The organism is Desulfosediminicola flagellatus, from assembly GCF_005116655.2.
Lineage (GTDB): Bacteria > Desulfobacterota > Desulfobulbia > Desulfobulbales > Desulfocapsaceae > Desulfopila > Desulfopila flagellata.
On record NZ_CP050698.1, the window covers coordinates 4746051 to 4772017 of the forward strand.

The window sequence follows — 25967 nt, forward strand, 5'->3', positions numbered from 1 at the left end:
TTATGGAAAAACATGTCTACCAAACAACAGTCCGGGTGCTTTATGGCGATACAGATGCAGGTGGTGTCGTCTATAACGCCAATTACCTGAGATACTTTGAACACGGCAGAACAGAACTCATGCGTGAATGGGTATGTGCCTACAGCGAAATTGAAAAGATGGGATTCATCCTCCCGGTCACCGAATGCTGGACCCGCTTCAAAGCGCCTGCAGTCTATGACGATCTGCTGATCATCGAAACCGAGATAAGTGAACTGACGAAGATCACATGCAAATTCAGCTACAGAATCTGTCGTGATGAAGGCAATGGAAAAAAGCCCAAACTTCTGGTTAAAGGCTATACGGTACATGCTGCCGTTACCCGTGAGGGAAAACTCACCAGATTACCATCTGATATCATAACCAAAATTGCTAAATACACGCCTGGAAAGGTTGAAACATAAGCAATAAACTACAATTTCATTGACAGTTTTTCCTCACGCAGTATATTAGTTGTCTCAACGCGGGGTGGAGCAGTCTGGTAGCTCGTCGGGCTCATAACCCGAAGGTCAGGGGTTCAAATCCCTTCCCCGCTACCAATGCCAGGGTAAGGACTTACAGATCTAATCTGTAAGTCCTTTTTTTTTACTTTTTTATCCACAATCGACATCTGCAACCGATTAGAGCTAAGTCGAAATTGAGACTTCCATTATTTTAGCAGGGTCTGTTTGTAGTTCAACAGCGCATCAGATACAGACTCAAGAATATCTTCATTCGTATCTTTTCGTGCAACAATCACTGCCTCAACACATGCCGTTGTAATCTCTTTGTCATTAAAGAAGCCTTTTTGAGTGTCGATTTTTCTAAATTGATATACAGGTTTTCCTGTAGAGGGAAGCTTATCGTTGAGATCTTTGTCATTAAAACCTACGAGTTCTAAATCTTCGTTTTTCAGAACAGTCTTCGCCATCTGACCATCCAGATTCGGTTGAGTAACCCACATCACGGCATCAACCTGCTTGGCAATGAGTTTGCTCAGTGCTCTGGAACCTCCGGTAAATTCAACCCGGCTGTTTTTATATTTAGGCTCAAGCTTCAGCATATAATCCCAGGTTACTGCTGTGCCGGAACCTTTACTGCCCACGGCGATAGTTGCATCTTTAACGGACTGAAGATCATCTTCACTTTGCACCTTACCTTCTTTGCGTACAGCCAGGTATGCGCATTCTTCATATAATCCGCCAATGATCTCAAGTTCCGTCGAGACTTCAGGATGCTTCAAGGCATACCAGGCAAATGCATCCATCTGAACAAGTCCAATCTGAGCCTCACCCTTCATTAGACGTTCGAGATTTTCTACTGATCCTTTACTGGTGATCACTTCACCTGTGCCGAGCATATTTTTTAGATTATGACCCACCTTTACATATGAACCAGTTTTACTGCCAGTTGTTATAACAGGCCCTTCGGCCATGGCTGCACCAGCAACAAGCAATACCATCACGGCAACAAGCATCCTTTTCATTTAACCCTCCTGTCTGTTTATTGTGGCTAGAAGTCTGTCGGGGTCAACGGATCGTTACGAAATATTTTTGCAATCTTAACCGCCTCACCATTTTCGTCGTAGATTCGTTCCTGAATTCGACACGCTTCTGGATATTGAGCCAATCAGAGTTGACCTCATTACGCGTAACAGAGTGTAGTGTTTCCAGCTAAACAACAGCGTTTACGCGTATCATCCTGCATGATGCAAGTGATCCAGTTATCATGATATCATAAACTCAAAACAGAGAAGTATATTACTTTCATTTCAATTTAAAAGGTGCGCCACTCCCCATACAAAGCTGCTTTCCATGTGATTTATACAACCATTTCCTGTCCAAGGATTTTTGCAAAACCCCATTGGTAGCTATTTTTTTTCGTTGCCAAACCTGCATGTGCCCATGAACCTCCTTTCCCCGCATTTCTCATGAACTGTATTGATTAGAAATCCGGGCTATATATATTCAAACACCATCACTATTAGTATTGACACATATTTTTAAGCGTGTATAGTGGACCCTTCCAACGCGGGGTGGAGCAGTCTGGTAGCTCGTCGGGCTCATAACCCGAAGGTCGTAGGTTCAAATCCTGCCCCCGCTACCAAAGTAAAAAAAAGGACTTACAGATTTATCTGTAAGTCCTTTTTTTTTGTTTCTGCTGACCTTTTCCCACCTGAATAATTACCTTACTCTCTAACATAGATGATGAGATGGAAAAATTGCTTTAAATGGATTAGAGTATGTTAATCTGTTGGCTATAACAAACGCCAAACAATACGAATATGATTCAGTGAATATTCAGTAGTTGATACGTCAAGATATGTCCCCGACAATCTGCTATAAGCAAGCCCGCAATTACCGGTAACAATCTTTCCCGCTGAGACTCAGAGATCACATCCATTCGACATACGCTTATAATCGACATAACACTGTTACCTGTCTTCACCATAGGTAGATAGCACGAGGAGACAATCCCTCGGAATCACCTGCGATTGATTTTCCAGTGTGAGCGAATTACGCATAACTACACTCCTAACTATGATAAAGAAAATTGAATTACTGGCCCCCGGTGGCGATCTCGACTCTATCAAGGCTGCAATTGCTGCAGGGGCCGATGCTATATACTGTGGTCTGAATAGATTTAATGCCCGGAACCGGGCTGCCAATATCTCTATAGAAGATTTACATGAGGTTTTGCGGCTGGCCCATGCAAACAATTGCCAGGTTTTTCTCACGTTAAACATCATCATTGTTGAAGATGAAATTCGGTCTTTTGTAGGATTGCTGAACAAATTAGTCAACACAGGCATTGATGGCATAATTCTGCAGGATTTAGGGATGCTTTACCTCGTATCCACCTACTTCAAAAGTCTAAAAATCCATGCTTCCACTCAGCTTACCACCCATAACTCCGGCCAAATACACTTTTTAAGCAATCTCGCAGTTACCCGTGTCAATCTCTCACGAGAGTTAAACCTTGGTGAGATCAAAAACCTGGCCGCAGTAGGACACAGTAAAGGTATCTTAACCGAGGTGTTCGTCCATGGGTCAAACTGCATCTCGTTTTCAGGCCTCTGCTATATGAGTTCGGTATTTGATGGAAAATCTGGAAATCGCGGCAGGTGCAGCCAGCCCTGCAGGGACGAATACCTCACTACTCCTCAAGGCAAATCGTACCCGCTCAATCTCAAAGACAATACTGCATACTCAGATTTAGCTGAGCTAGCTGATGCCGGGGTTGATTCGATAAAGATAGAAGGGAGAATAAAAAAATTTCACTATGTCTACACGATCGTAAAGTCCTGGAATGAACAGCTTAACAACCTTTACAACTACAGACCGCTGAACACAGATAAGACCGTCCTGCATTCGGTGTTCAACAGGGATTTCACCAACGCATTTTTGAAAGGTGATATCAATAAAAGTATGTTCATAGATAACCCCAGAGATAACTCAGCAATACACCGCTCTGAATCACATGGTGGCATCAACGAAAAAAACGTAGCCAGAGCTAAACGAGAAATTTATGACGAAAGAACTGAACTCATAGAATCCGTAAGAGATAAAATCGAATCACTCACTATTGAAAAGGTACCGTTACTCTATAGCATTTCAGGGCAACATGGTTCACGTCTAAAACTCTATGTTCAGACTCCCAACGATTCATTTTCCGTTGTTTCCAAAAGTAATCTTGTAGAATCAGCAACACCAGGAGTTCTGCCTTACACAGATAACCAACGACCCGATGAGCAGAAATTAGGCAAAATGGGTAACGAGGCCCTATCTAAAAAAGAGAAAAAACACCTTTCCATATGCCTGAACCATGTAAGTTTACTAGAGCACCTCGCCTACGCTGGCAACACCGACTATTACATCAGTGATCTTGAGGTAGAGAATCTTGACAGTAATCTTTCGCTGCCGTTTGCAGATCTCACCGCCATAAAAAAACGAATAGCCTTCTATCTGAATGGCTCAAAAAAGCCGATTCCACCAGTTGAGTTACCTCAGATCAAAACTCATGAAGATCCGAAGATTAAACCAACTCTGGCTGTATTGATTTCATCTCGAAAGGATCTAGAGCTTTGCAAGACAACCTCTGCGGATTTCTACTACCAGCTGCCCAACTATATAGGAAAAGAGCTTTCCAGCTTTGTTGAACTCTTCAGGAGCACCACACATCTTACCCCCTGGTTCCCATCCATTCTTATCGGAAACGAATACACCAATGCTGTTGAATTACTCAGGCAGGTTGAGCCCAAACGGATTGTCACGAACAATACCGGAATAGCTTATGAAGCTTCTAAGCGCAGAATATCCTGGATAGCCGGCCCTTACCTCAACATAGCTAATTCCTACAGTCTGCTATACCTGCAAAAGCTTCCAAATTGTTCCGGTGCCTTTATTTCAAATGAACTCAATCGATTTCAGGTGAAAATCATTAAGAAACCTGAAGGTTTTAACCTGTACTACAGTATCTACCATCCGATCTTACTTATGAAGAGCAGGCAATGTCTGTTCCATCAGGTTATTGGATGTACTAAGCCTTCCATGGATGATGATTGTCTTACGAACTGTGATCAATCTACGTCGATTACTCGTTTAAACGATACCCCTCTTTACATTAATAAATCAGCAGGCAACTTGAACTGTATCTACAATAGTGAAAATTATCTCAACACAGATGTTGTCACTAACCCACCGAATACATTCTCAAGCTTTTTCATTGACCTGCGAGAGATAGAGACCGAGACAACAGTAACAACGGACAAACAGGGAATACTGAAAAATTTTGAACGTCTTATCAATGGAGATTCCTGTTCTCAAGCAGAAATTTTTGAAATATTTCAAAACACAACGAATTCTCAATATACTAAAGGAATCTGATGAGAGTCTCATGATGAACAGACTCCTCTGTACCACTCCAGAACAAGAATGAGTTGATTTGTAATATTAACTGCGCGACAAACAATAAACATTCAATCAGCCTACTCCCTATTATTTCATCGTTTTATCATGGTACCTCTAAAGATCCAGACACCTATGATCAAATAGCACCACTATTATGATTGACACACTTTTTTAAGCGTGTATAGTGGGCCCTTCCAACGCGGGGTGGAGCAGTCTGGTAGCTCGTCGGGCTCATAACCCGAAGGTCGTAGGTTCAAATCCTGCCCCCGCTACCAAAGTGATAAAAAAGGACGTAAAGCAATACGCTTTACGTCCTTTTTTTTTGCCCTTTGATATGACTAAAAAGACGATAATAGTAACCGTATTAACGTGATGTGTTACAAAATGATTTACAATCAACACTCGCTTTTATCAATTACTGGACTATTCAAGCGACTTGTACTCATCCCGGGCCAGATACGAAACACTCCCAATATAGCTCTGATCAACACCCAGCCACCGGTTATCCACCAGATTAATGACAGACTTACTGTAGAAGTCACTTCCAGCAGTATAATTGCCACCACACCACTTAGAGTGGCGGAGATCACCACATTTCGTAAATACGTAAAATCTCCTGTCCCCCAGTGAATGCCGTCTGTTACAAAAGCGATAGCTGCAACTGGCTGAAGAATTGCTGAGATTGTCCAGGCTGGATAAAAGAGCACTACACCTGATGCTGGCACAAGGATGGCTGCAACGGTAGATGCTCCGGCTAACATAACAGCCATAAGAAACAGGCCTACCCATATACTTATATAGCAGACCAGGCGAGCTACCTTCCTGGCATTATCAATATGGCCTGATCCAAAGAAATAGCCGATAATACTCTGGGCAGTAATTGCCGATGCATCGAGAAATAGACTTGTAAATACCCACACCTGCCGAATAGCCTGATGTGCCGCACCGCTCTCAGCGCCAAGCATGGTTGCAGATCTGGTAGCAAGAAGCATAAAGAGGATGAGCGATCCGGTACGTACAAACATATCCCGACCGATAGCCAATAGTTTTTTCACATCTGCCAGATCGATATTTTTTGTAAATCCAATCCTTTTATAGATGATGTATCCGCACCATAATGCACCAATCCATTGGCTTATGGCACTGGCTATCGCTGCACCAGCAATACCCAGTGCCGGTATTGGTCCAAAACCAAATATGAGTAGCGCATCGAGCAGGATATTAAGCACATTAACTGCTACAGCAATCACCAGTGGTGAGCGCATGTCCGTTAAACCATAAAGAATACCAAATGATGTCATGGTCACCAGTATGGCAGGGCTGCCGAGTGCACGAAAGCGTATATAGATAACTGCATGTTCACTCAACAGATCGGTTGCTCCCATGGCTATGGTCAGCACTGGAGCCAATAGTACAAGCAGGACTGCCATCAGCAATCCGATAGTAACAGCAAAGATGAGTGCGAGACTGCCGAACCGCCTGCCCCTATCCATATCCTGGCTACCAAATGCCTGGGAAACTTCAGTTTGGCTTCCTACACTCAAAAAATTAAACAACCACATACCGCTGGTAAGTACTACTGTGCCGACACCAAGGGCCGCTAGTGATTCCGCTCCAAGCTTTGCAACAAATGCGGTATCAACTAGTCCGGTTAATGGTTCAGCCAGTATTGAGAACAACACAGGAATCCAGAGAAGAAAAAAATTTCGATATGGGCGATGCAGGAACTCCCGCACCCTTGATGTTGATGACATGATGTGATGTAAAAAATATATAAAGAACCTTCGAATACAGCTTCCTCTGCTCTTCCTTACAGTTGCCAACCCGCATGCAAACATGGGGCATTCCTTGCTGTAAATGTCTCGGATATGCCTTACTTGTACCGATCTATTACATACGTGGACATTTTGCTATCGCCATTTATTGTGATACAGCGATTGCGACACAACATCTCTTAACGACACTCCACTTTCTCTATCGTATTTCCTGATAGGTTCTCCTGACAACGAAACAGCACGTTAACAACTAAATTCAGTCACTTGCATGAACATAAGTGCTTTTTTTACAATCAACACCAATAAAGAATTGGATAGCAGTTAAAACCAAAATTACCACAACAAATCAGCTCTTATATTTTCTACTATAAGTAAAAAGGATCAAACGGATTATCTCAAAATAAATTCACTGCCTCGATATCAGCAAACTACTGTTCACTGGGCCCGGCAGTTCGGCAGTAGCACCTCTCCGCGAACTTCTTAATTTTAAACATGGTATTTTTTCTTTTGAAATATTTGCCAGCGCCACCGAAGGACACGGAGCACGAAAAGATAATTCGACTGAAAAATAGCAAAGGCACCTACATACAAAAAGCCGTAAATGATGCAGCGGCAGCATCATTTACGGCTTTTGGGTACTCTAACGACGTAGCGAAAATCAGGTTAGGCTGATTGCTCAGCTTCTATCTGTTTATCCGTCTGCACCTCAGGTTTAGCATAAAACAGGAAGAGGGCAAACACGACGATAGCAATCGCCACACTAGCCACGTTAGATGGTGCCGCAGGCAGACCCAAACCTATCTTTGCCTGCAGAATGAAGGCTGCATCCACTGCTGTCATAAAGGTTGCCGGAAGTGAACAGATCCAGTGACATTTCCCTTTTCTGGCAAGATAAATTGCAGCACTCCAGAGAACCATCATAGAGAGCATCTGATTTGACCAACCGAAGTAACGCCAGATAATTTTGAAATCTACCTGAGTAATAAAAAAGGCAGCAATGAAGAGCGGAATAGCAATCAGCAGACGCTTTGTAGCTTTGGATTGATCCATCTTAAAGGTTTCAGCAATAATAAGACGGGTTGATCGGAATGCTGTATCACCACTGGAAATGGGAAGAATTACCACACCCATAATTGCCAGGAACCCACCAAGCGGGCCAAGAAGTGTATTACATGCTTCATTAACAACTGCAGCAGGGGAACCAGATGCGATAACAGCGTTCATCGCTCCCGCATTCTCGTAAAACGACATACCAACTGTTGCCCAGATCATGGCAATGATACCTTCCATAATCATTGAACCGTAAAACACCTGACGACCGCGATTCTCATTTCTGATACAACGCGCCATAAGCGGCGACTGCGTAGAATGAAATCCGCTGATAGCGCCACAGGAAAGAGTGATGAACAGCAGTGGCCAGATAGGCTTTTCACCAGGATGGGTGTTGGCTGCAAAGTCGAGGTTCGGCAGAATCTCATACCCATGATAAACCAGACCAAACATGATGCCGATGGTCATGAACAGTAAGAGTGCACCGAATATCGGATAGAGTCGACCGATTACCTTATCAATTGGCAGAATAGTCGCTATGAAATAGTAGAAGAAGATACAGCCGATAAGCAGTTGCAGGTTAAAGCCAGTAAGGTTGCTCAGGAGTTTTGCAGGTCCGAGGATGAAGACAACACCAACCAGCAGCAACAGGATGACAGAGAAGATGCGAAGTGTCTGGCGTGCAGGCATTCCCATGATATCGCCGACAACCTCAGGAATAGACTTGCCACCACTACGAACAGAAAGCATACCGCTGAAATAGTCATGGACAGCACCGGCAAAGATACAGCCAACAACAATCCAGATAAGCGCAGAAGGCCCGTAGAGCGCGCCAAGAATTGGTCCGAAGATCGGTCCGAGTCCAGCAATATCGAGAAGCTGAATGAAAAATACTTTCCAGGTCGGCATGGATATGTAATCAACACCATCCTCCTGGGTCAAACATGGGGTTTTACGATTAGCATCAATCCCAAAAACTTTTTCAACGAACACTCCGTAGGTGAAATAGCCGAGTATCAGCAATGCCACACATGTTAAAAAAAACACCATTTGCTACATCCTCCAAGTAAAAATTTCAAACTCTATGCCGCTAATTTCCTGTTAATTCCGGGCACAGAGTAGCCTGCAGAATGAGCACTGCCCACTGATTGGGGATGAGAGGTCGTTTTGAGATGTTGAAATGTCGGTGAACGGAGTTGAAATGCATTCGTGCTTCAAGGGTGGGAACACCCTTGAAGCCATTGTTACTCCGACAATTCCGGATGGTGTAAAGCAGATAGGTCGAGGTTCAATATGATTCTACACAAATGATGTATCACGAGTTTTCGGCAACCAGGCCAACATCATGCATTGCCGGTATACGAAATGAGATCGACGTTCCACCGCGTCGTGAACCGGCAATCTCTATCGCATAATCAGGTCCGTAGATCTGTTCAAGCCGATGGTTTGAGTTGCGTAACCCAACACCCTCTTTATGCGATTCAAGATCATTTCTGGCAAGCAATGAAGCCCGAATATTTTCTGGAATACCGGCACCATCATCTTCAACAGTCACTTCCAATACATCGAGGTTTCTGTATATTCGTAAACCCACGGTACCACCACCTTCCCTGGTTTTGATGCCGTGTTTAATCGCATTCTCAACAAGAGGTTGAATAATAAGAGAAGGAATTGGCCAGTTTTCACATCCCGGTTCAACATCGATATTAACCTGTATCAAGTCACCAAACCTCGCTTTCTCAATGGCAAGATAGGAATGTATCTGCTCAAGCTCATCCGCAAGAGGAATAAACCCTCTGCTTGAATCGAGGTTTTTCCGCATATACAGCGACAGATCAAGTATCAGATCCCGTGCCTTTTCCGGCGCTGTGCGGCAAAACGAGGCAATGGTATTGAGTGAATTAAAGAGAAAATGTGGATTTATCTGTGCCTGAAGATGTTTTATCTCAGCATGGGCCAGCAGTCTGTCCTTTACCTGGATATCCTCAAGTTCCAGTTGGATAGAAAACAGATCTGTAAGACCCTTGACTATCTCAAACTGAATCCGGTTCAATGTCTGGCTTCTTGAACCATATAATTTTAGCGTTCCTACAATAGATCCGCCTTTTTTGAGCGGCACAATTATCGCTGAATAGAACGGACATTTTTCGTGGTTACAGCCGATATTGACGCGCTTTCTCAAAAAAATCGGATTCCCCGTTGCAATCACTTTACGTGTAGCACTGGTTGCGATTGGTCTCCCTGCCAAATGGTGGTCATCCCCCTGCCCGACATGGGCCAGTACATGCGTTGCATTGGTAATGGAAACTGCCGCAACCGGCAGGCGTTGATAGATTATCCGTGATGTAGCTAGAGCCGTCTCGCTGTTAAGGCCATCACGCAAATGCCCTACCGTTTTGTTGGCAATATCAAATATTCTCTGCGCCTGGGTTGAATCCTTTTTGTCCCTGAATTCAAAGAGTGTTTTGATAACATGTATAAACAGACCTGCCCCCAGGGTATTACAAATCAGCATCGGCAAGGCTATAACCTTGACCAGTTCCACGGCATGGTCAAAAGGACGGGATATCAGCAAAACAAAACCCATATGCATTGCTTCTCCAAGAAACGCGAGCACCATCGCGATATTCCAGTCCATGTGCTTTTCTGCATATCTATAGTGGACGTATCCGGCAATAAGCCCTTCAACAATCGTTGCCAACGAACAGGGAAATGCACTGAATCCCCAAGGATCTATGAGAAATCGATGCCCTCCGGCAATCAGACCTGCACCCAGCCCGACAACCGGTCCACCATACAAACCAGCCGTAATCACTGCCATTGCCCGCAGATTAGCAATCGAATGAAATATGGCATTGCCACTGTATGTACCGAGAATTCCAAAAAAACCAAAGAACAGGATCAGGAACATCGTGTTATAGATGGTATTTCGCTTAAAATTCAATTCCTGGACCGGTGAAATCGTGAGTAAAACAAACGCACCCGCGACCAGCAGTCCCACATGTTTTAACAGAACTGTTACTAATGCATAGATGCCCATACTGTTATATTCCCAATCTCTGCTTAAACGCTTTTACCCGGGTTCTGCTTACGGTAAGTTCTGTGCTCTTACTATCGTTCATGATCAGGTTATATTTGCCGTTAAACCAGGGGCTGAATTCGCGAATACAATCGAGGTTAACAAGTACTGCTCTATGCGTTCTGAAAAATGGCGCTCCCGCAAGATGCTCTGCCAGTTTATCCATGGTGGCAATGCCATACATTGTGAACACTTCATCATGAGTATGAATACATATGCCGTTTGACTCACACGAGCAGAACACAATCTCCTGAGGTGCCAGCAACTGGATGCGACCATTTTTCTCAACCGATACTTTTACTGTCTCCCGCGGTGTACCCATCTTGTTAAGCAATTCCTGAAGAGTAGTTTGCAGATCACCTGACTCTTTCGGCTCTTCAATAAGAAGATTGCGAATGCGCCCCAGCGTAATATCAAGCCGCTTTTCAGAAAATGGCTTCATAATATAGTCCACTGCGCTCTCTTCAAACGCCTTCACAGCGTAGTTGTCATAGGCTGTGGCAAAAACAAAGAGCGGCATTGGTGTATGGCCTGCAAGTTCGGCAATTACATCAAAACCGTTTTTACCAGGCATCTGTATATCAAGAAAGACCAGATCAGGAGTTATCTTTTTAATCAACGAAACCGCTTTACCGGCTGAGTCCGCTTCACCTGTTACCTGTACATCATCATAGCGTGACAGGAGATAACGTAACTCATCACGAGCAGGTTGCTCATCGTCAACAATGACACATTGAATTTTCATAAGAATCGAAAATAGTGGAAGAGAGTGGAAAATAATGTCTACGAAGAACAGGGAATATCTGCTTGCGGAACAACGTTGAAGGTAATCTCGTTCTCAAGTAATTTTACAAATTCAGGAGTAACTATACTCGCTCTTCGACACTATTTCAAATGAGCCGTTTGACTCATTAGGCTGTACTTGGGTATTTGTTCTACAATTTCAAAATGTTTTTTCGCTATTTGGGCAGTTCAAAAATACTCTTAATTCGTTTTTCTGGCATTTCGCGAATTCAAGCATAAATAGCTCAAAAGAACCCATTCCAGGTACCATTCATCAGATATTTCAGCATGAACAATATAGTATATACCGTATAGACTATATACTATACTCAGCTACGAATTTACCCCCAGGAAGAACGCAGAACATCCTGATATTTAGAACATAGTAAGAAATACACGATTTACTGAAACAGCTACATAGTCGGGAAAATAGTGTGCAGAAATGAAATTGCCTGATGAATATACAGATAGAGATGAAAATTCACTCAATACGAATGTTGTACTTTTCGAGCAGACCGGCAAGACCGAAAATTGAAAACCTGGCATTCTTTACCCGGTTTCCTTCAGGATCTATGGAGTAGTTTATCGACGTTCTGAAATCAGCAGATATCAGAGTGGTTCTCCCGAACGTGGCACCACGCAGATCACAATTATCAAACACCGCACGCGTAAGATCGGCCTGAATGAAATCGACATCATGGAGCCTGCACTCCCTGAACTCGGTACCTTTCAGCTTAAGGTCGTAAAAGGATGCCATACTCAAATCACACTCTTGAAAATAGAGTGAAACAACAAAGGGGTTACATTGCGAGAATGCAACCCCGAGAAGTTTGCAGCTATGAAATCTCACGTCATTGAGCGAGGTATTGCTAATGGTGGAATTGCTAAAGTTACAGGTCTCAAACTGACAATCTATAAACACGATATTTGAGAGATCACACCTACTGAAATCACATCCACGGAAAGTGCAGCTTTCATACTCTGAAGCCAATACATCTGTTCTGGTGAACGCTATTTGTTCAAATTCCTCGTCTTCAATCAGTGTGTCGCTCATTATTACCATCTCAACCGAGCGCGACATCCAGTGTCATCATGAGGGCAAAACCACCCATAACACCTATTGTCGCTATATCAGAGTGTTTCATTGCCTGCGACTCAGGGATGAGTTCTTCAGCAACTACATAGATCATTGCGCCCGCTGCAAAAGAAAGTGCATACGGCAAAATTGGCTGCATGACAATAACCAGCGCAGCGCCAATAACACCGGCAATAGGCTCGACCGCTCCTGAAAGCTGGCCATACATAAAACTTTTTCTACGAGACAACCCCTCGCGCCTCAGGGGCACGGACACGGCAGCACCTTCAGGAAAGTTCTGCAATCCAATACCAACAGCCAAAGCAATTGCCGCTCCAATTGTTGCGGCAGAATTACCCGATGCAGCAGCACCAAAGGCCACACCCACTGCCAGCCCCTCAGGGATATTATGTAAGGTTATAGCTAGCACCAGTAAAATAGAGCGCTGCCAACTCGTTTTAACACCTTCTGCTTCACTGGTTGGAAACCCGGGATGCACATGAGGCAAAATTTTATCAACACCCCAGAGGAAAAATCCACCACCTAAAAAACCGATAAGCGGCGGAACCCAGGGAATACCGCCCGATGCTTCTACCATACTGATCGCCGGTGCAAGCAAAGACCAGAAACTTGCAGCTATCATAACCCCGGCTGCACAACCAAGCATGCCATCCATTACTTTTCTATCGATCTCTTTAAAAAAGAAGACCAACCCGGCCCCCAGAGCTGTCATAAACCAGGTAAAACACGTACCGAGCAAAGCCTGCATAATTGGTGAAAGCTCAAGAAACCACTGAACCATTTTATTCTCCTTCGTGAATTAGCGCGATTCTGCCACAGGGAACAGGTTATTCTGTCAATATGTAACCTGTAGTACTCTTCTGAAATAACGGGATGAATTACGTACTTTCCTCAAAGGATACCATGATTTAATCTGATGATACAACAGAGATTAGTGCCTCAAAAGCACAAAGCTTTCAAACGGAAAACCGTAAGAAAAAAGACGTACCCACAAACACCGCGAAATACGATTAATATATTGAAATCAAACAATATGTGTTTTTTAGAGGGGAAGCGGAAACGACTGGGTGTTCATTTCTATCACTGAATAAGTGAGGAACACAACTCCGAGATCTGAGTTTTTGCAATCTTAGCTTTGATCTGGTCAAAAACAAAAGAACATCGGCAATGTGACAGTTGGCAGAAACCAGGTAGAGGAGGTACTGCCACATTGCCGGATCGGCGCACTTCAGGAATTAAGCAGTAATACATTTTCTACATATGTATTATCCTATCGTCGATTCACATCACCGTCAACTACTCTTTGAAGTTTTTTCCGCACCATTAAATGGAGCAGATTTTTTCATTTTCACTACCACGCCTTTAACGTTTGAGCAGATGGTGTACTGGTAAGGATAATTCTACACACTCTGCACAAAGTTTCGTCCATACTCCCGACATTCTTTCTTGCTTTCGTCGTTTGGTGCCCAATTGACACGCAGCCCTTTATCAACAACCTCAAAGCCACAGTCAACCAGTCTTTCAGAGAGGATTTTTACAGACTCACCACTCCAGCCATAGCTACCAAAAGCACCGGCTTTCTTATTTTTGAACTTCATCCCCTTCACTTCTTCAATAAGCCCGGCAACTGCGACGAGTATGCCATTATTCACTGTTGAAGAACCCAGCAATATCGCCTTTGATTTAAAAATCTCAGTGATCACGTCATTCTTGTCGGTCTTGGCAAGATTAAAGAGCTTAACCGTTACCGCATCATCTTCCCGAATTATGCCTTCAGCGATCTGCTCGGCCATAACCCGTGTGTTTTCCCACATTGTGTCGTAAAGGATAGTGATCTGGTTTTCCTGGTAACTGTCTGCCCATTCGAGATATTTATGAACTATTTGTGCCGGGTTGTCCCGCCAGATAACACCATGGCTTGTACAAATCATATCAAGTGGCAGGTTAAAACCCAGCACTTCCTTGATTTTACGAATGACCATAGGGCTGAACGGTGTAAGGATATTGGCATAATATTTAATGCATTCTGCATACAACTCAGCCTGATCAACACGATCATTAAACATATGCTCTGAAGCATAATGCTGGCCAAAACCGTCATTCGAAAACAAGATCTCGTCTCCAGTCAGGTAGGTAAACATACTGTCAGGCCAATGCAGCATTGGAGCCTCAACAAAAATCAGCTCTTTGTCACCAAGACTCAGTTTGTCTCCTGTTTTAACGACATGAAAATTCCAATCCTGATTGTAAATCCCTTTAAGTGACTTTACGCCGTTTCCTGTGCAGTAAACAGGAACATCAGGAATATGCTGCATCAATTCAGGCAATCCTCCGCTGTGATCATTTTCGGCATGGCTTGAAATGATATAATCAATTTTGTTCAAATCAATTTCCTGCCGGAGATTATCCACAAACTCTTTTGCATATGGCCCCCAGACAGTATCTATCAGGACTGTTTTTTCTTCTTTGATCAGGTATGAGTTATACGAAGAGCCCTTATGGGTTGAATATTCGTCACCATGGAACTTCCGCAGCTCCCAGTCGATCTTTCCCACCCAATGGATATTATTTTTTACTTTAAAACTCATTATCCTATTCTCCTTGTATAGTTTTATGCTGATTCAACACAACAGCCGAAAGAGACACAAGATTCATACTTTAGATTCCCACTGCATCTCACGAACTATTACGGGTTACTTTTGACCTGAATCAATCCGAAGCAGTCTCTTGTATTATACGCAACGGACCCGAGATAAAAAGTAAAGGTATGAATGTGCATGCCCCGTGGTGCCGGCAAACGTATCTGCTTTCCGAAAATACGACTACCAGACCTGTTGTCAGTGAAGGTTTTCATCCCTGCACACTGGGTATAGCAATCATAATGCCAAATATATTAGTGTATATTTTCAGACAATTATGCGGCGAAGAGTCATTTATACAACTCAAGCACGTTGTTTAAATGACAACAACGTCATATATCAAACAACAATGAGTAAAGAGATTTCAGCTGGATAACACGTAGTGATCGAAGTATGGCGAAGTATGGCAGTCAAGGTAGTCTATTATGTACGAAGACTATCGGCTACCGGCAGGAGGGAACTATAATAAAAGATTGGAGAAGTTAGATAGAATTAAGTGCTATTATTACGAGTGAAAAAAAATCGACCCGGTGATAACTGATTCTATAAAAAAATGAGCGACAATGCCCTTTAGCAGATCCATTTTATAATGGAATCGTCATAGATGTAACGATCCCATGGACATCTGCAAAGCGAGCTTAGACAACCATGACGAAGTAGATTTCCATCATGTTCATCTGCAAGATATTCAAATACATGTAGATACGGGATCCATACGCCGAACCGTCAAAAACAGAAAAACCGCCGCGATGTTGTGTCATGCGGTCTCGTGAGAAACCGGTCCAAACACGACGACGTTTACACATTCATGAGAAGGCAAATATCAGTTCTGATTTCAACAGAGTGTATTACAGATTCATAGCCATGTGATGAGGAAGAGATCACAATAAAAACTATTCAGGGATATTTCTCTTTATGTCATAACACCAAAACGAAATTCTTTAGTGCTCTTATTGCCTTGGTTCTGCCTGTTTGTTTTATTCTGTCTTGAAAGTTTTACTTTCTTGGCAATTAAACCGTCTTTGTGACGATGACATTCAAATTCGACAGTCACTCCAACTTTTAAAAACTGACAGCCGACAAGGTCAGCTTTGCGAACAAGTATATCTCCTCCACCACCATTCTCGAGAAATCCTGATTCCTTATCGCGAAACCACTTCTTAACTACAGTTTCCAAAAAACACCTCCAATTATCGTTTTTCTTTATAGTAATGAGACATATTGACTGTCGAGAATATCTCTGAAAATACTCAATACAACTTCCTGTTCAACACATGAAGGCTAAACAAATCATCTGTTTGATATCTATATGTTGAATCAGGATAACGCCTACTGCCCCAGGATCAAGATGCTTTAACTAAAAAATTCGCACCTTTAGCTATCGACACGTTTTTATTCCCTTCAAAGACGACTCTAATTGCGCCGCCCTTTTCTATCGAGATAATTTTTCCTATTCCCCACTCCGCCTTTTTATTGTGTCGAACGTTTTCGCCTGCACGTAAAATAGCTATTGCCATCGTAACCTCCTGGAAATATTTAACAAACTGTCTTGGGAAAATGTGCGACCGCTACTCATCTTCAGATACAACACGACTGAAAGATTCAGACAACTGAAATGACAGTACAATTCGCGATTGTATTTACTGTATGGAATTGTCCTGATAAAGACAAAAATAAAAAAAAGATAAAGAGTTTGCGGTCTTTGATAAGAAATCGCTCAACATGAGTTTGCATTCTTCAAACAAAATATGTGTTCAAATTCGATATGTGGAGTGATTTTACCTCGGACATTTAGTCGACTCAAAAGTCTTGAGTTGTCTTTGAAGATAAAATATGACACACAACATTGAGCTTGAGCAAAAGATTGGTTTGAGAATGGAAACGAGCTATTTGAGCTTAGTGATAACTTTTAAATTATACGTCTTAAAGAGATTTTTTGCCCTCTTTTTCTGAGAAAGAGAACATGACAGGCAACTATATTACTGTATTTACAAAAATAAGTGCATATTCTTTTTTTCAAACTCAAACTGAAAAATCACAATTTGCACAAAAAATGATCCACGAACCTTCCTTAGAACGCTTTTCATACCAGTTGTTATGAAAAACTATCAACAACTCCTCCTGAAAATCTGTTACTTTTCATCTAATTTTGAGCGCAGCGTATCTTCTTCAATCTCCGCTTCTTCATCTGAAACAATTCCTCTCAATTGAGAGCATACTTCATCAAACAATGGCGTCGGTTTGAGTTTTTTAGTATGTCGCGGGCTTTTGTCTAGGAGGCTGTCCGAGAATAGGAATTTTGGTTAAAATCGAGACATTTACAAAAAATAAGCACAGCCATATAGATGATATCGAAGTCTCATTTCATTCGCTTATCTGCGAGCATTATTTTTTGAAAATTCCGAAGAGTTTGGGCAAAAGGCCATTGTCGGACAGCCTCCTAGGGCCTTTTCATATATGGCCTTAGCCCCTGGCTTCATATGATTAAACGTGTACTTTTCAGTAATGGACTGACTTAAGGGCCTTGCCTTCGAAATCACATCCACTACCAAGGTTTCCTCATTTCCCCGAATACCATTAACAATATGTTTGACCATCCAGGATCGCTTGTCCGATAATAAGAATTTTCTCATAGATAGAGGAAAAAATGCCGACATGGCAGTTAAACAGCAATAATCATGTAATACCCAAGCGAGGATGTGACAATTTCCCTACATAACCAACCAGATTCTCGCCATAAAATACATCTACTCACACTATGGTAAAACGTCAGCATAAACCTTACAGGCAATCTATCATGTAACTTCGGCAAAACATCACTGCACATCCTCTTCAATCTCCCGCTATTACAGCGATTCAGAAGAATTTCTGTTGCTTGACAGTAGCGATTGAATAGTTTAATAAAAATGGTTCACACCCAAAAATTCACCAATACAGGATAATTTAAGAGGAATATAATGGCAGGAGAATTACAGGTTTCATCTCTTAGTGAACAAGTATACACATATTTGCGCAAACAGATGAACCTTGGCGATTTACTTCCCGGTTCAACCATCAATATCGGCGAGATCGCTAAACAGTTAGGTATAAGCAAGACCCCTTTGCGGGATGCACTCATCCACCTGGAATTAGAAGGTTTTGTAACCATCCTTCCACGGAGAGGCGTTCGGGTAAATCCACTACACATCCAGGATGTGAAAAATGCCTACGATGCCATTGGCCTGGTTGAAGCATTTATCGTCAAAGACTGTATAGACAAATTCACATCCGCCCATATCAGGCAGCTTGAAAAACTTAATAAGAAGATGATCTTGGATATCGAGAAAGATGACTTCTCAGACCTGTTTGAAGCCAACCTTGAATTCCACCATACCTACCTGGACATCTCTGATAACGAACCGCTGAAAAAGTTTATTCTTCCAATCAAGCACAGATTATATGACTTCCCCCGACAGAATTATATTCGTGACTGGGAACTGAGAAACTGCGAGGAGCACAGTCAGTTTATCGCTTATCTTAAAGACGGCAATGGGGAACTTGCAGGTAAAATTATGCAGGAACAACATTGGTCATTCGAATTCCAGGAAGATTTCATCCGGAAATTCTATAACATGGAAGGTGAGCCAGTCAAATAGCAGCTCATCCAGCCATTACATTGACATTAAAGAGGGGCAGATAACACACGTTATCTGCCCCTCTTTCTATTAGGTAATTACCACTGAAACTCAGCAGCTATTCTTATGCCTGCACACAAAAACACCCTGCACCGTTATGAGTAACGGACAGGGTGTTTTTGCAGAATGGCAGCAGGGCGATGCCGAAATTCAGGGAGAGAAATCTGACACAGAAGTGAAGATTCTACTAATGAAATTTTCAGGGTAGCCGGAGACCGCTACCCTGAAATGGTCTCTATTAGAGGAAATTACTCACTGGAACATATTCAAGCCCGAACGCCTCTGCAACTGCTTCATAGGTAACCTTACCCTGGATAACATTTGCACCCAGCGCAATTTCTGTATTTTCCTGCATTGCTTTTTTCCAGCCCTTGTTTGCAATCTCTACAGCATAAGGGAGGGTTGCATTGGTGAGTGCTGCGGTAGATGTACGTGCAACTGCACCAGGCATGTTAGCAACACAGTAGTGAACAACGCCGTCTACAACGTAGGTAGGATCAGCGTGTGTGGTAGCTTTTGAGGTCTCGAAACAACCGCCCTGATCGATAGCAACATCAACTACAACAGCGCCTTCTTTCATTTCTGCAATCATCTCTCTGGTAACAAGCTTTGGAGCCTTCGCACCCGGGATGAGAACAGCGCCGATAACTACGTCTGCTTTGGTTACATACTCTTTCAGGATTGCAGGATTGGACATAACCGGGAAGCAGTTAGCAGGCATAACATCATCAAGGTATGCAAGTCTTTCAAGGTTGGTATCGAGCATGTACACCTGAGCGCCGAGTCCACACGCCATTTTTGCTGCATTGATACCTACAACACCACCACCGATTACAACCACGGTAGCTGGTGCAACACCTTTTACACCACCAAGCAGAACACCACGACCGCCTTCAGGCATCTCAAGATACTTTGCACCTTCCTGAGCAGCCATACGGCCTGCTACTTCACTCATAGGCACGAGCAGTGGCAGGGATCCGTCTTCTTTCTCGATGGTTTCGTAAGCGATGTTGATGGATTTAGCTTTTATCAGACCGCGGGTCTGCTGCTCATCCGCTGCAAGGTGCAGGTAAGTAAAAACAATCTGATCTTCACGGATCATGTCGTATTCTGAAGGCTGCGGCTCTTTAACATGCATTACCATGTCGCAATCAGCATATACCTGTGCAGCAGTCTCAGCAACGGTAGCTCCCGCGGCTACATAATCAGCATCAGGATAACCTGCGCCAGCGCCTGCATTGGTTTCAACTACAACCTGGTGTCCGTTTGCAATCATTGTTGCAGCACCGGAAGGAACCATACACACACGTTTTTCGAGTACTTTGATTTCTTTTAAGATTCCAACTTTCATTTTACTGTCTCCATAGATACTGCGTTCGTTGATCAGAGCTGTCTTTCAGGTTGTACAGCCCTGATCAGATTGTCTGGTTGCCTGGCGATGTAAGTCAATAGCAATAGGTGCCTGACTTAGATACCCTTTTCGATTGCTTTACGTACTGCTGCTACCACTCTATCCACCTGCTCTTTGGTGATGATGAGGGATGGCGCAAAATTCATAACTGTATTCAGGCCTGAGAAACTTGAATTGGTCCTGCCGACAATAACATTCTCGGCCATGACACTCCCCATGAGTTTCGCCATTTCTGCTTCAGAAATAGGTTCTTTGGTGGCTTTGTCGCGGACAAATTCAATACCGCAGAACAGACCTTTACCGCGCACATCACCAACAATCGGTAATTCTTTTAATTCCATGAGTTTTTCGAGCAGATACGCACCAACTTCCTCGCAATTCTCGACAAGATTTTCTTCCTCGATAATGCGGGTCGACTCAAGTGCTGCAGCCATAGGACCGGCGCAACCACCGTAGGTGCTGATGTCTCGAAAATAATTCAATCGTCTTTCAGGATCTGATGGATCATTGAGGAAGCAGTCATATACATGTTGCTTAACCACAGTGGCGGAAAGCGGCTCGTATGAGCTTGCAAGACCTTTAGCCATGGTGATGATGTCTGGGTCAACATCATACTGCTCATGTCCCCAGAACTTACCGGTTCGGCCAAATCCACAAACGACCTCATCCATAATCAACCAGATGTCGTGTTTTTTGCAGATTTCCTGAACAATCGGGAAATACTCTGGTACCGGTGGAATGATGCCACCGCCTGCAGTGATTGGCTCAACAATCAGGCCGCCGATGGTATCTGCGCCCTCTTTAGCGATAACATCTTCAATTACACGGGCACAATCAATGTTACATTCTGGGTAGGTCTTATCAAATGGGCAGCGGTAACATGAGCAATGAGGAAATTCGACAAAGCCATCCAGAAATGGACCGAAGTCATGCCTGCGCTCGTGTTGACCTGTGGCACTCATTGCGCCGATGGTAGTACCGTGATAATCGCGATCGCGATACATTATCTTGAATTTGCCTTCACGCTCAGGAACGATACGGGAAGCCTGGCGAACAATTTTGAATGCTTTCTCGTTAGCTTCTGAACCACTATTGGAAAAGTAAACCTTATCCATGCGAGGCAGTTTCTCAAGCAACTTCTCAGCAAACTTAATGGCTGGTACATTTCCAAAAACACCAGCAAAATACGGCATTTTCTTTAACTGCTCGCAAACCGCTTCAGCTATGGAATCACGACCATAACCAACCATGATGCTCCACACACCACCGGAGGTGACATCCATGAACTCACGTCCGCGGATATCTTTCACCATGATGCCTTCACCTTCAACTATGATTAACTGTTCCTGGGATTCGAATACTTTGTGCGGCTTTAAGTGATGCCACAAGTACTCTTTATCGCCTTTAACAATTTCGTCTGCATCGTAAGCTAGCCAATCATATTTTTCCATGACCATGATCCCTTATATGTCGGTGTCGGATAGTGCCTGTAAGAGTCGATTAACGAACCGATATCATGCTTACAAATCGACTACCACCACCATTCATAAACCGTGTTTCTTTTTTGAAGACAGAGAGCCGAGCCGCCATAAACAATGCGAACAAGCCTTTAACTCAATGCCATGTAATGAATCAGTTCAGTCCAACCGGAATTCATCCTCGGTCCACTCAACTGTTATGTGTTGTGTTACTGCTTCGCGACGTTTATGCGACTTCAAGTGCTAGGCAGGGTATCGGGTGTCGCGTCCCGACACCCTCCTAGCTGCATTGCAGGGATGATTCTATCCCTTATGCACCTTTCTGAGGACGCATATCGTCGATGCTGATTCCAGCAACAACAACCGGTGCCTTCATAGCATCACGACGGAAAGGCTCGCCAAGCTCCTGATTCAGGAGAACCTCAACGAAGGTGGTGATTCCATTTTCCATCTGATCTTTAACTGCCTGCTTCAGTTTGGTGGTCAATTCGTCCATGGTGATAGCCTGAACACCTTTAACACCACAAGCTTCAGCAATTCCAGCGTAGCTTACATTCTTGTCAAGCTCTGTACCTACGAAGTTATCAGCGTACCAGAGTGTGGTGTTACGCTTCTCAGCACCCCACTGGTAGTTACGGAAAATGATCATGGTAACTGCTGGCCAGTCTTCACGTCCGCAGGAAACCATCTCGTTCATGGAGATACCGAAAGCGCCGTCGCCAGCCATACCTATTACCGGTACGTCAGGCTGTGCAACTTTAGCACCACAGATTGCGGGGAAACCGTAACCGCATGGTCCGAAAAGGCCAGGTCCGAGGTACTTACGTCCTTCTTCGAAGGTTGGGTATGCGTTACCGATCGCGCAGTTGTTGCCGATATCACCAGAAATAATTACACCTTCTGGCATTGCAGCTTTAATTGCCTGCCAGGCCTGACGTGGAGACATTTTTTCGGTCTCACGATCACGTGCACGCTCGTTCCAGGTGGTACCTGGATCATCTTCTTCGTGTACCAGAGTTGCAAGTTCTTCAACCCAGCTGGCTTTGGTCTTAACGATAGTCGCTTTACGCTCTTCACGGTTGGTGTCACCTGCAGTAGCGGAGAGACGTCCCAGGATTCCCTGAGCAACTTTCTTCGCATCACCAACGATACCAACGGTTACAGGCTTGGTGAGACCGATACGATCAGGGTTGATGTCAACCTGGATGATAGCAGCGTCCTTTGGCCAGTAATCGATACCGTAACCGGGAAGGGTAGAGAATGGGTTCAGACGGGTTCCGAGTGCCAAAACAACATCAGCCTGAGCGATAAGCTCCATACCTGCCTTAGAACCGTTGTAACCAAGAGGTCCGGTTGAAAGAGGATGGCTACCAGGGAATGCATCGTTGTGCTGGTAACCGCAACATACCGGAGCATCAAGACGCTCGGCGAGTTCCATGGAATCTTTGATTGCGCCACCGATTACAACACCGGCACCGTTAAGGATAACCGGGAATTTAGCATTAGAGAGAAGCTCAGCTGCTTTTTCAAGTGCCTGTTCGCCACCGGAAGGAAGCTCGAAGTCTACGATTGCAGGAAGCTCAATCTCAATAACCTGGGTCCAGAAGTCACGAGGAACGTTGATCTGTGCAGGAGCTGATGCGCGCTTAGCCTGCATGATTACACGGTTCAGAACCTCAGCTACACGACGAGGGTCGCGAACTTCTTCCTGATATGCAACCATATCTTTAAAGCATGCCATCTGCTCAACTTCCTGAAAACCACCCTGACCCATGGTTGCGTTAGCAGCCTGAGGGGTAACAAGCAGAAGTGGAGTATGGTTCCAGTATGCAGTTTTTACAGGAGTAACAAAGTTAGTGATACCAGGGCCGTTCTGAGCGATCATCATGGACATTTTGCCGGATGCGCGGGTGTAACCGTCAGACATCATACCTGCGTTACCTTCGTGAGCGCAGTCCCAAAACTTGATACCAGCTTTAGGGAAAAGATCAGAGATCGGCATCATTGCAGAACCGATAATACCGAAAGCATGCTCAATACCGTGCATCTGAAGAACTTTGATGAAAGCCTCTTCTGTGGTCATCTTCATAGTGGCCATTTGCTACCTCCTAATGTTTTACATGTTGAATGAGTCGTAATGATCTCGAATGTGTTTGATCAGTTTTCTCATCCACGTCTTTAAATAGGTTGGACTGTTCAGAGCCTAATCTGGTCCAACCTGTTAATGAGTACAAATCGTGTCCTTCTGGTGTCTGATATATCAGATATCAGGATACAGTCAAGTAAAATCCGCCTCTATTTATACTCTCACTGGAAATTATTTTTCTACCCTACACATGTCGTTGTTTATTCGCGACTTTTCTCAGGTGAAAAACGAGGCTGAATGGTGTTGTTTTTCGCTTGAAAAGTTCATTACCAATCAAGCTGTAAAAGAACTCAGAGCTGCAATAACTCCTAGGAGGCTGTCCGACAATGGCCTTTCGAAGTCTACGCTATCTGCCCAAACTCTTCGGAATTTTCAAAAAATAATGCTCGCAATATCATCTATATGGCTGTGCTTATTTTTAGAAAATGTCTCGATTTTAACCAAAATTCCTATTCTCGGACAGCCTCCTAGGTTTTTATCCCGTAACTGCTTAGCACATTTCCCTGAAGAAGTTGCTGCTCAACCTCTTCAGGGTATGCACTATCGAGAGCCTGTCAGGATTCTATCAATACCCAAGGAGTCCCGGTAAAAAGAGGGAAATCTGTGGAAAAAATGCAATCAGGAAGATAGCCACCGTCGACAATATGGCAAACGGAATTGCGTTAACCGATATTCTCTCGATCGAGGCCCCGCCAATACCTGAAGCGACAAATAAATTCTCACCCAGCGGCGGTGTCTGAAAGCCGATAGCCAGCGTTGCAACCATGACTACACCGAAGTGAACTGGATCAACACCAAGAGAATACATGATTGGCAGAAGAACCGGGGTAAGAATCATAATGGTTGCAAGCGTCTCCATGAACATACCGACAAAGAGCAAAAAGCCGATAATAAGCGCCCAGATAAGATACATATTATCTGTAAAGGCAAGCAACTGCTCAGCAACGATAGCTGGAATTTCGTTCTCAACAAGCAGTCTGCCGAAAACGGTCGCGGTAAACAGAATGAGCAAAACTCGACCGGTAATCCAGGTTGTTGTTTCCAGCGAATGAAAGAACTCTTTAAGTTTAAGCTCTTTATGCAGAAAAATACCAACGAACATCGTGTAGAAAATTGCAACTACTGCAGATTCTGTCGGCGTAAACAAACCTGTGTAGATGCCACCGAGAATAATAAGCGGTGCAAGCACAGACCAGATACCGCTTTTCATGGCCCCAGCCATTTCACCAAAGGACCATTTGTCTGTAATACCAGTGTATCCGCGTTTTTTACTACGAAAGTAATTGACGACAAGTACACACGTTGCAATCAGTAATGCGGGCAGGAAACCGGCGATAAACAGTTTAGGGATTGATAGCGACTGAAACTCACCATATTTTGCCACTGCCTCAGCCGGAGCCTGCATGCCCATTCCGGAAATACCGAAAATGACCATCGGGATTGAAGGCGGAACAATAACGCCCAAGCCACCTGATGATGCCGTAATTGCCGATGCATAACCACGATCATACCCACGATTCACCATAGCAGGAATCATTAACATACCAACTGCTGCGGTGGTAGCCGGTCCTGACCCTGAGATTGCGCCGAAAAAGATACAGGCAAATACAGTTGCAGCACCAAGACCACCAGTCACCGGCCCTGCAAAAGTTTCAGCAATCTTAACAAGCCTTCGCGATACGCCGGACGCCTCCATTAACGCACCAGCCAGAATAAAAGCAGGAAGCGCCATCAAAGGGAAAGAACCAACTGACCGAAAGGCAATTTGAACAAGTTTAATAGGGTTCTCGTCGAGGTACATGAAGGCTGCCATAGCCGACACACCAAGCGAAACCGTAATAGGCGACCCGAGTAACAAGAGACCCAGGAAAGCGCCGAATAAAATCCAGACTACATTCGTATCCATGA

The 25967-nt window shown here is 43.9% G+C and carries 18 protein-coding genes and 3 tRNA genes; 6 read left to right on the forward strand and 15 right to left on the reverse strand.

The window, feature by feature from the left end; genetic code table 11:
- Positions 1 to 2: 2 nt before the first annotated feature.
- Positions 3 to 443, forward strand: coding sequence for an acyl-CoA thioesterase (locus FCL46_RS19625; protein ID WP_136805821.1), 441 nt, complete (start codon positions 3 to 5; stop codon positions 441 to 443).
- Positions 444 to 501: 58 nt separating this feature from the next.
- Positions 502 to 578 (forward strand) — tRNA-Met (locus FCL46_RS19630).
- A gap of 110 nt (positions 579 to 688) precedes the next feature.
- On the opposite strand, the gene FCL46_RS19635 is transcribed toward FCL46_RS19630, so the two are convergent.
- The gene (locus FCL46_RS19635) at positions 689 to 1504 is read right to left on the reverse strand and encodes a TAXI family TRAP transporter solute-binding subunit (RefSeq protein WP_136805822.1); all 816 of its coding nucleotides are present in this window, start codon (positions 1502 to 1504) and stop codon (positions 689 to 691) included.
- A gap of 543 nt (positions 1505 to 2047) precedes the next feature.
- Here FCL46_RS19635 and FCL46_RS19640 point away from each other — a divergent pair.
- The 3 genes from FCL46_RS19640 to FCL46_RS19650 all read left to right on the forward strand — a co-directional run bounded on the left by FCL46_RS19640 (position 2048) and on the right by FCL46_RS19650 (position 5203).
- Positions 2048 to 2124 (forward strand) — tRNA-Met (locus FCL46_RS19640).
- Positions 2125 to 2558: 434 nt separating this feature from the next.
- Entirely contained in the window at positions 2559 to 4904 is a 2346-nt protein-coding gene (locus tag FCL46_RS19645) for a peptidase U32 family protein (protein WP_136805823.1), read from the forward strand.
- 222 nt (positions 4905 to 5126) lie between these two features.
- Positions 5127 to 5203 (forward strand) — tRNA-Met (locus FCL46_RS19650).
- 120 nt (positions 5204 to 5323) lie between these two features.
- Here FCL46_RS19650 and FCL46_RS19655 read toward each other — a convergent pair.
- The 10 genes from FCL46_RS19655 to FCL46_RS19695 form a co-directional block, all read right to left on the reverse strand.
- Positions 5324 to 6682, reverse strand: a complete 1359-nt coding sequence (locus FCL46_RS19655; protein ID WP_136805824.1) for an MATE family efflux transporter — start codon at positions 6680 to 6682, stop codon at positions 5324 to 5326.
- Between the two features lie 684 nt (positions 6683 to 7366).
- Positions 7367 to 8803, reverse strand: coding sequence for a carbon starvation CstA family protein (locus tag FCL46_RS19660; RefSeq protein ID WP_136805825.1), 1437 nt, complete (start codon positions 8801 to 8803; stop codon positions 7367 to 7369).
- A gap of 265 nt (positions 8804 to 9068) precedes the next feature.
- Positions 9069 to 10793, reverse strand: coding sequence for a LytS/YhcK type 5TM receptor domain-containing protein (locus FCL46_RS19665; protein WP_136805826.1), 1725 nt, complete (start codon positions 10791 to 10793; stop codon positions 9069 to 9071).
- A 4-nt stretch (positions 10794 to 10797) separates the two neighbouring features.
- The gene (locus tag FCL46_RS19670) at positions 10798 to 11577 is read right to left on the reverse strand and encodes a LytR/AlgR family response regulator transcription factor (RefSeq protein WP_136805827.1); all 780 of its coding nucleotides are present in this window, start codon (positions 11575 to 11577) and stop codon (positions 10798 to 10800) included.
- A gap of 519 nt (positions 11578 to 12096) precedes the next feature.
- Positions 12097 to 12669 carry a pentapeptide repeat-containing protein gene (locus tag FCL46_RS19675; RefSeq protein ID WP_136805828.1) on the reverse strand — a complete coding sequence of 191 codons (573 nt, stop codon included), beginning with the start codon at positions 12667 to 12669 and terminating at the stop codon, positions 12097 to 12099.
- A gap of 10 nt (positions 12670 to 12679) precedes the next feature.
- Entirely contained in the window at positions 12680 to 13492 is an 813-nt protein-coding gene (locus tag FCL46_RS19680; protein ID WP_136805829.1) for a ZIP family metal transporter, read from the reverse strand.
- A 619-nt stretch (positions 13493 to 14111) separates the two neighbouring features.
- On the reverse strand, positions 14112 to 15299 hold the full coding sequence (locus tag FCL46_RS19685) for an anaerobic nitric oxide reductase flavorubredoxin (RefSeq protein WP_136805830.1): 1188 nt from the start codon (positions 15297 to 15299) through the stop codon (positions 14112 to 14114).
- Positions 15300 to 15988: 689 nt separating this feature from the next.
- Positions 15989 to 16111 carry a hypothetical protein gene (locus FCL46_RS28505; protein ID WP_267313641.1) on the reverse strand — a complete coding sequence of 41 codons (123 nt, stop codon included), beginning with the start codon at positions 16109 to 16111 and terminating at the stop codon, positions 15989 to 15991.
- A 152-nt stretch (positions 16112 to 16263) separates the two neighbouring features.
- Positions 16264 to 16527: a hypothetical protein gene (locus tag FCL46_RS19690; RefSeq protein WP_136805831.1), complete on the reverse strand. Its 264-nt coding sequence runs from the start codon at positions 16525 to 16527 to the stop codon at positions 16264 to 16266.
- 166 nt (positions 16528 to 16693) lie between these two features.
- Complete coding sequence (locus tag FCL46_RS19695; protein ID WP_136805832.1) at positions 16694 to 16867, reverse strand: DUF3553 domain-containing protein; 174 nt, start codon at positions 16865 to 16867, stop codon at positions 16694 to 16696.
- Positions 16868 to 18307: 1440 nt separating this feature from the next.
- Here FCL46_RS19695 and FCL46_RS19700 point away from each other — a divergent pair.
- Positions 18308 to 18985, forward strand: a complete 678-nt coding sequence (locus tag FCL46_RS19700; RefSeq protein ID WP_136805833.1) for a GntR family transcriptional regulator — start codon at positions 18308 to 18310, stop codon at positions 18983 to 18985.
- Between the two features lie 277 nt (positions 18986 to 19262).
- Here FCL46_RS19700 and ald read toward each other — a convergent pair whose 3' ends face one another.
- From ald to FCL46_RS19720, 4 genes are all read right to left on the reverse strand, one after another.
- Positions 19263 to 20375, reverse strand: coding sequence for an alanine dehydrogenase (ald, locus tag FCL46_RS19705; RefSeq protein ID WP_136805834.1), 1113 nt, complete (start codon positions 20373 to 20375; stop codon positions 19263 to 19265).
- A gap of 116 nt (positions 20376 to 20491) precedes the next feature.
- Complete coding sequence (locus tag FCL46_RS19710) at positions 20492 to 21886, reverse strand: aminotransferase family protein (RefSeq protein WP_136805835.1); 1395 nt, start codon at positions 21884 to 21886, stop codon at positions 20492 to 20494.
- A gap of 337 nt (positions 21887 to 22223) precedes the next feature.
- A complete protein-coding gene (gene xsc / locus FCL46_RS19715; RefSeq protein WP_136806081.1) occupies positions 22224 to 24002 on the reverse strand; it encodes a sulfoacetaldehyde acetyltransferase in 1779 nt (592 codons plus the stop codon).
- 622 nt (positions 24003 to 24624) lie between these two features.
- The gene (locus FCL46_RS19720; protein ID WP_136805836.1) at positions 24625 to 25965 is read right to left on the reverse strand and encodes a TRAP transporter large permease; all 1341 of its coding nucleotides are present in this window, start codon (positions 25963 to 25965) and stop codon (positions 24625 to 24627) included.
- Between the last annotated feature and the right edge of the window lie 2 nt (positions 25966 to 25967).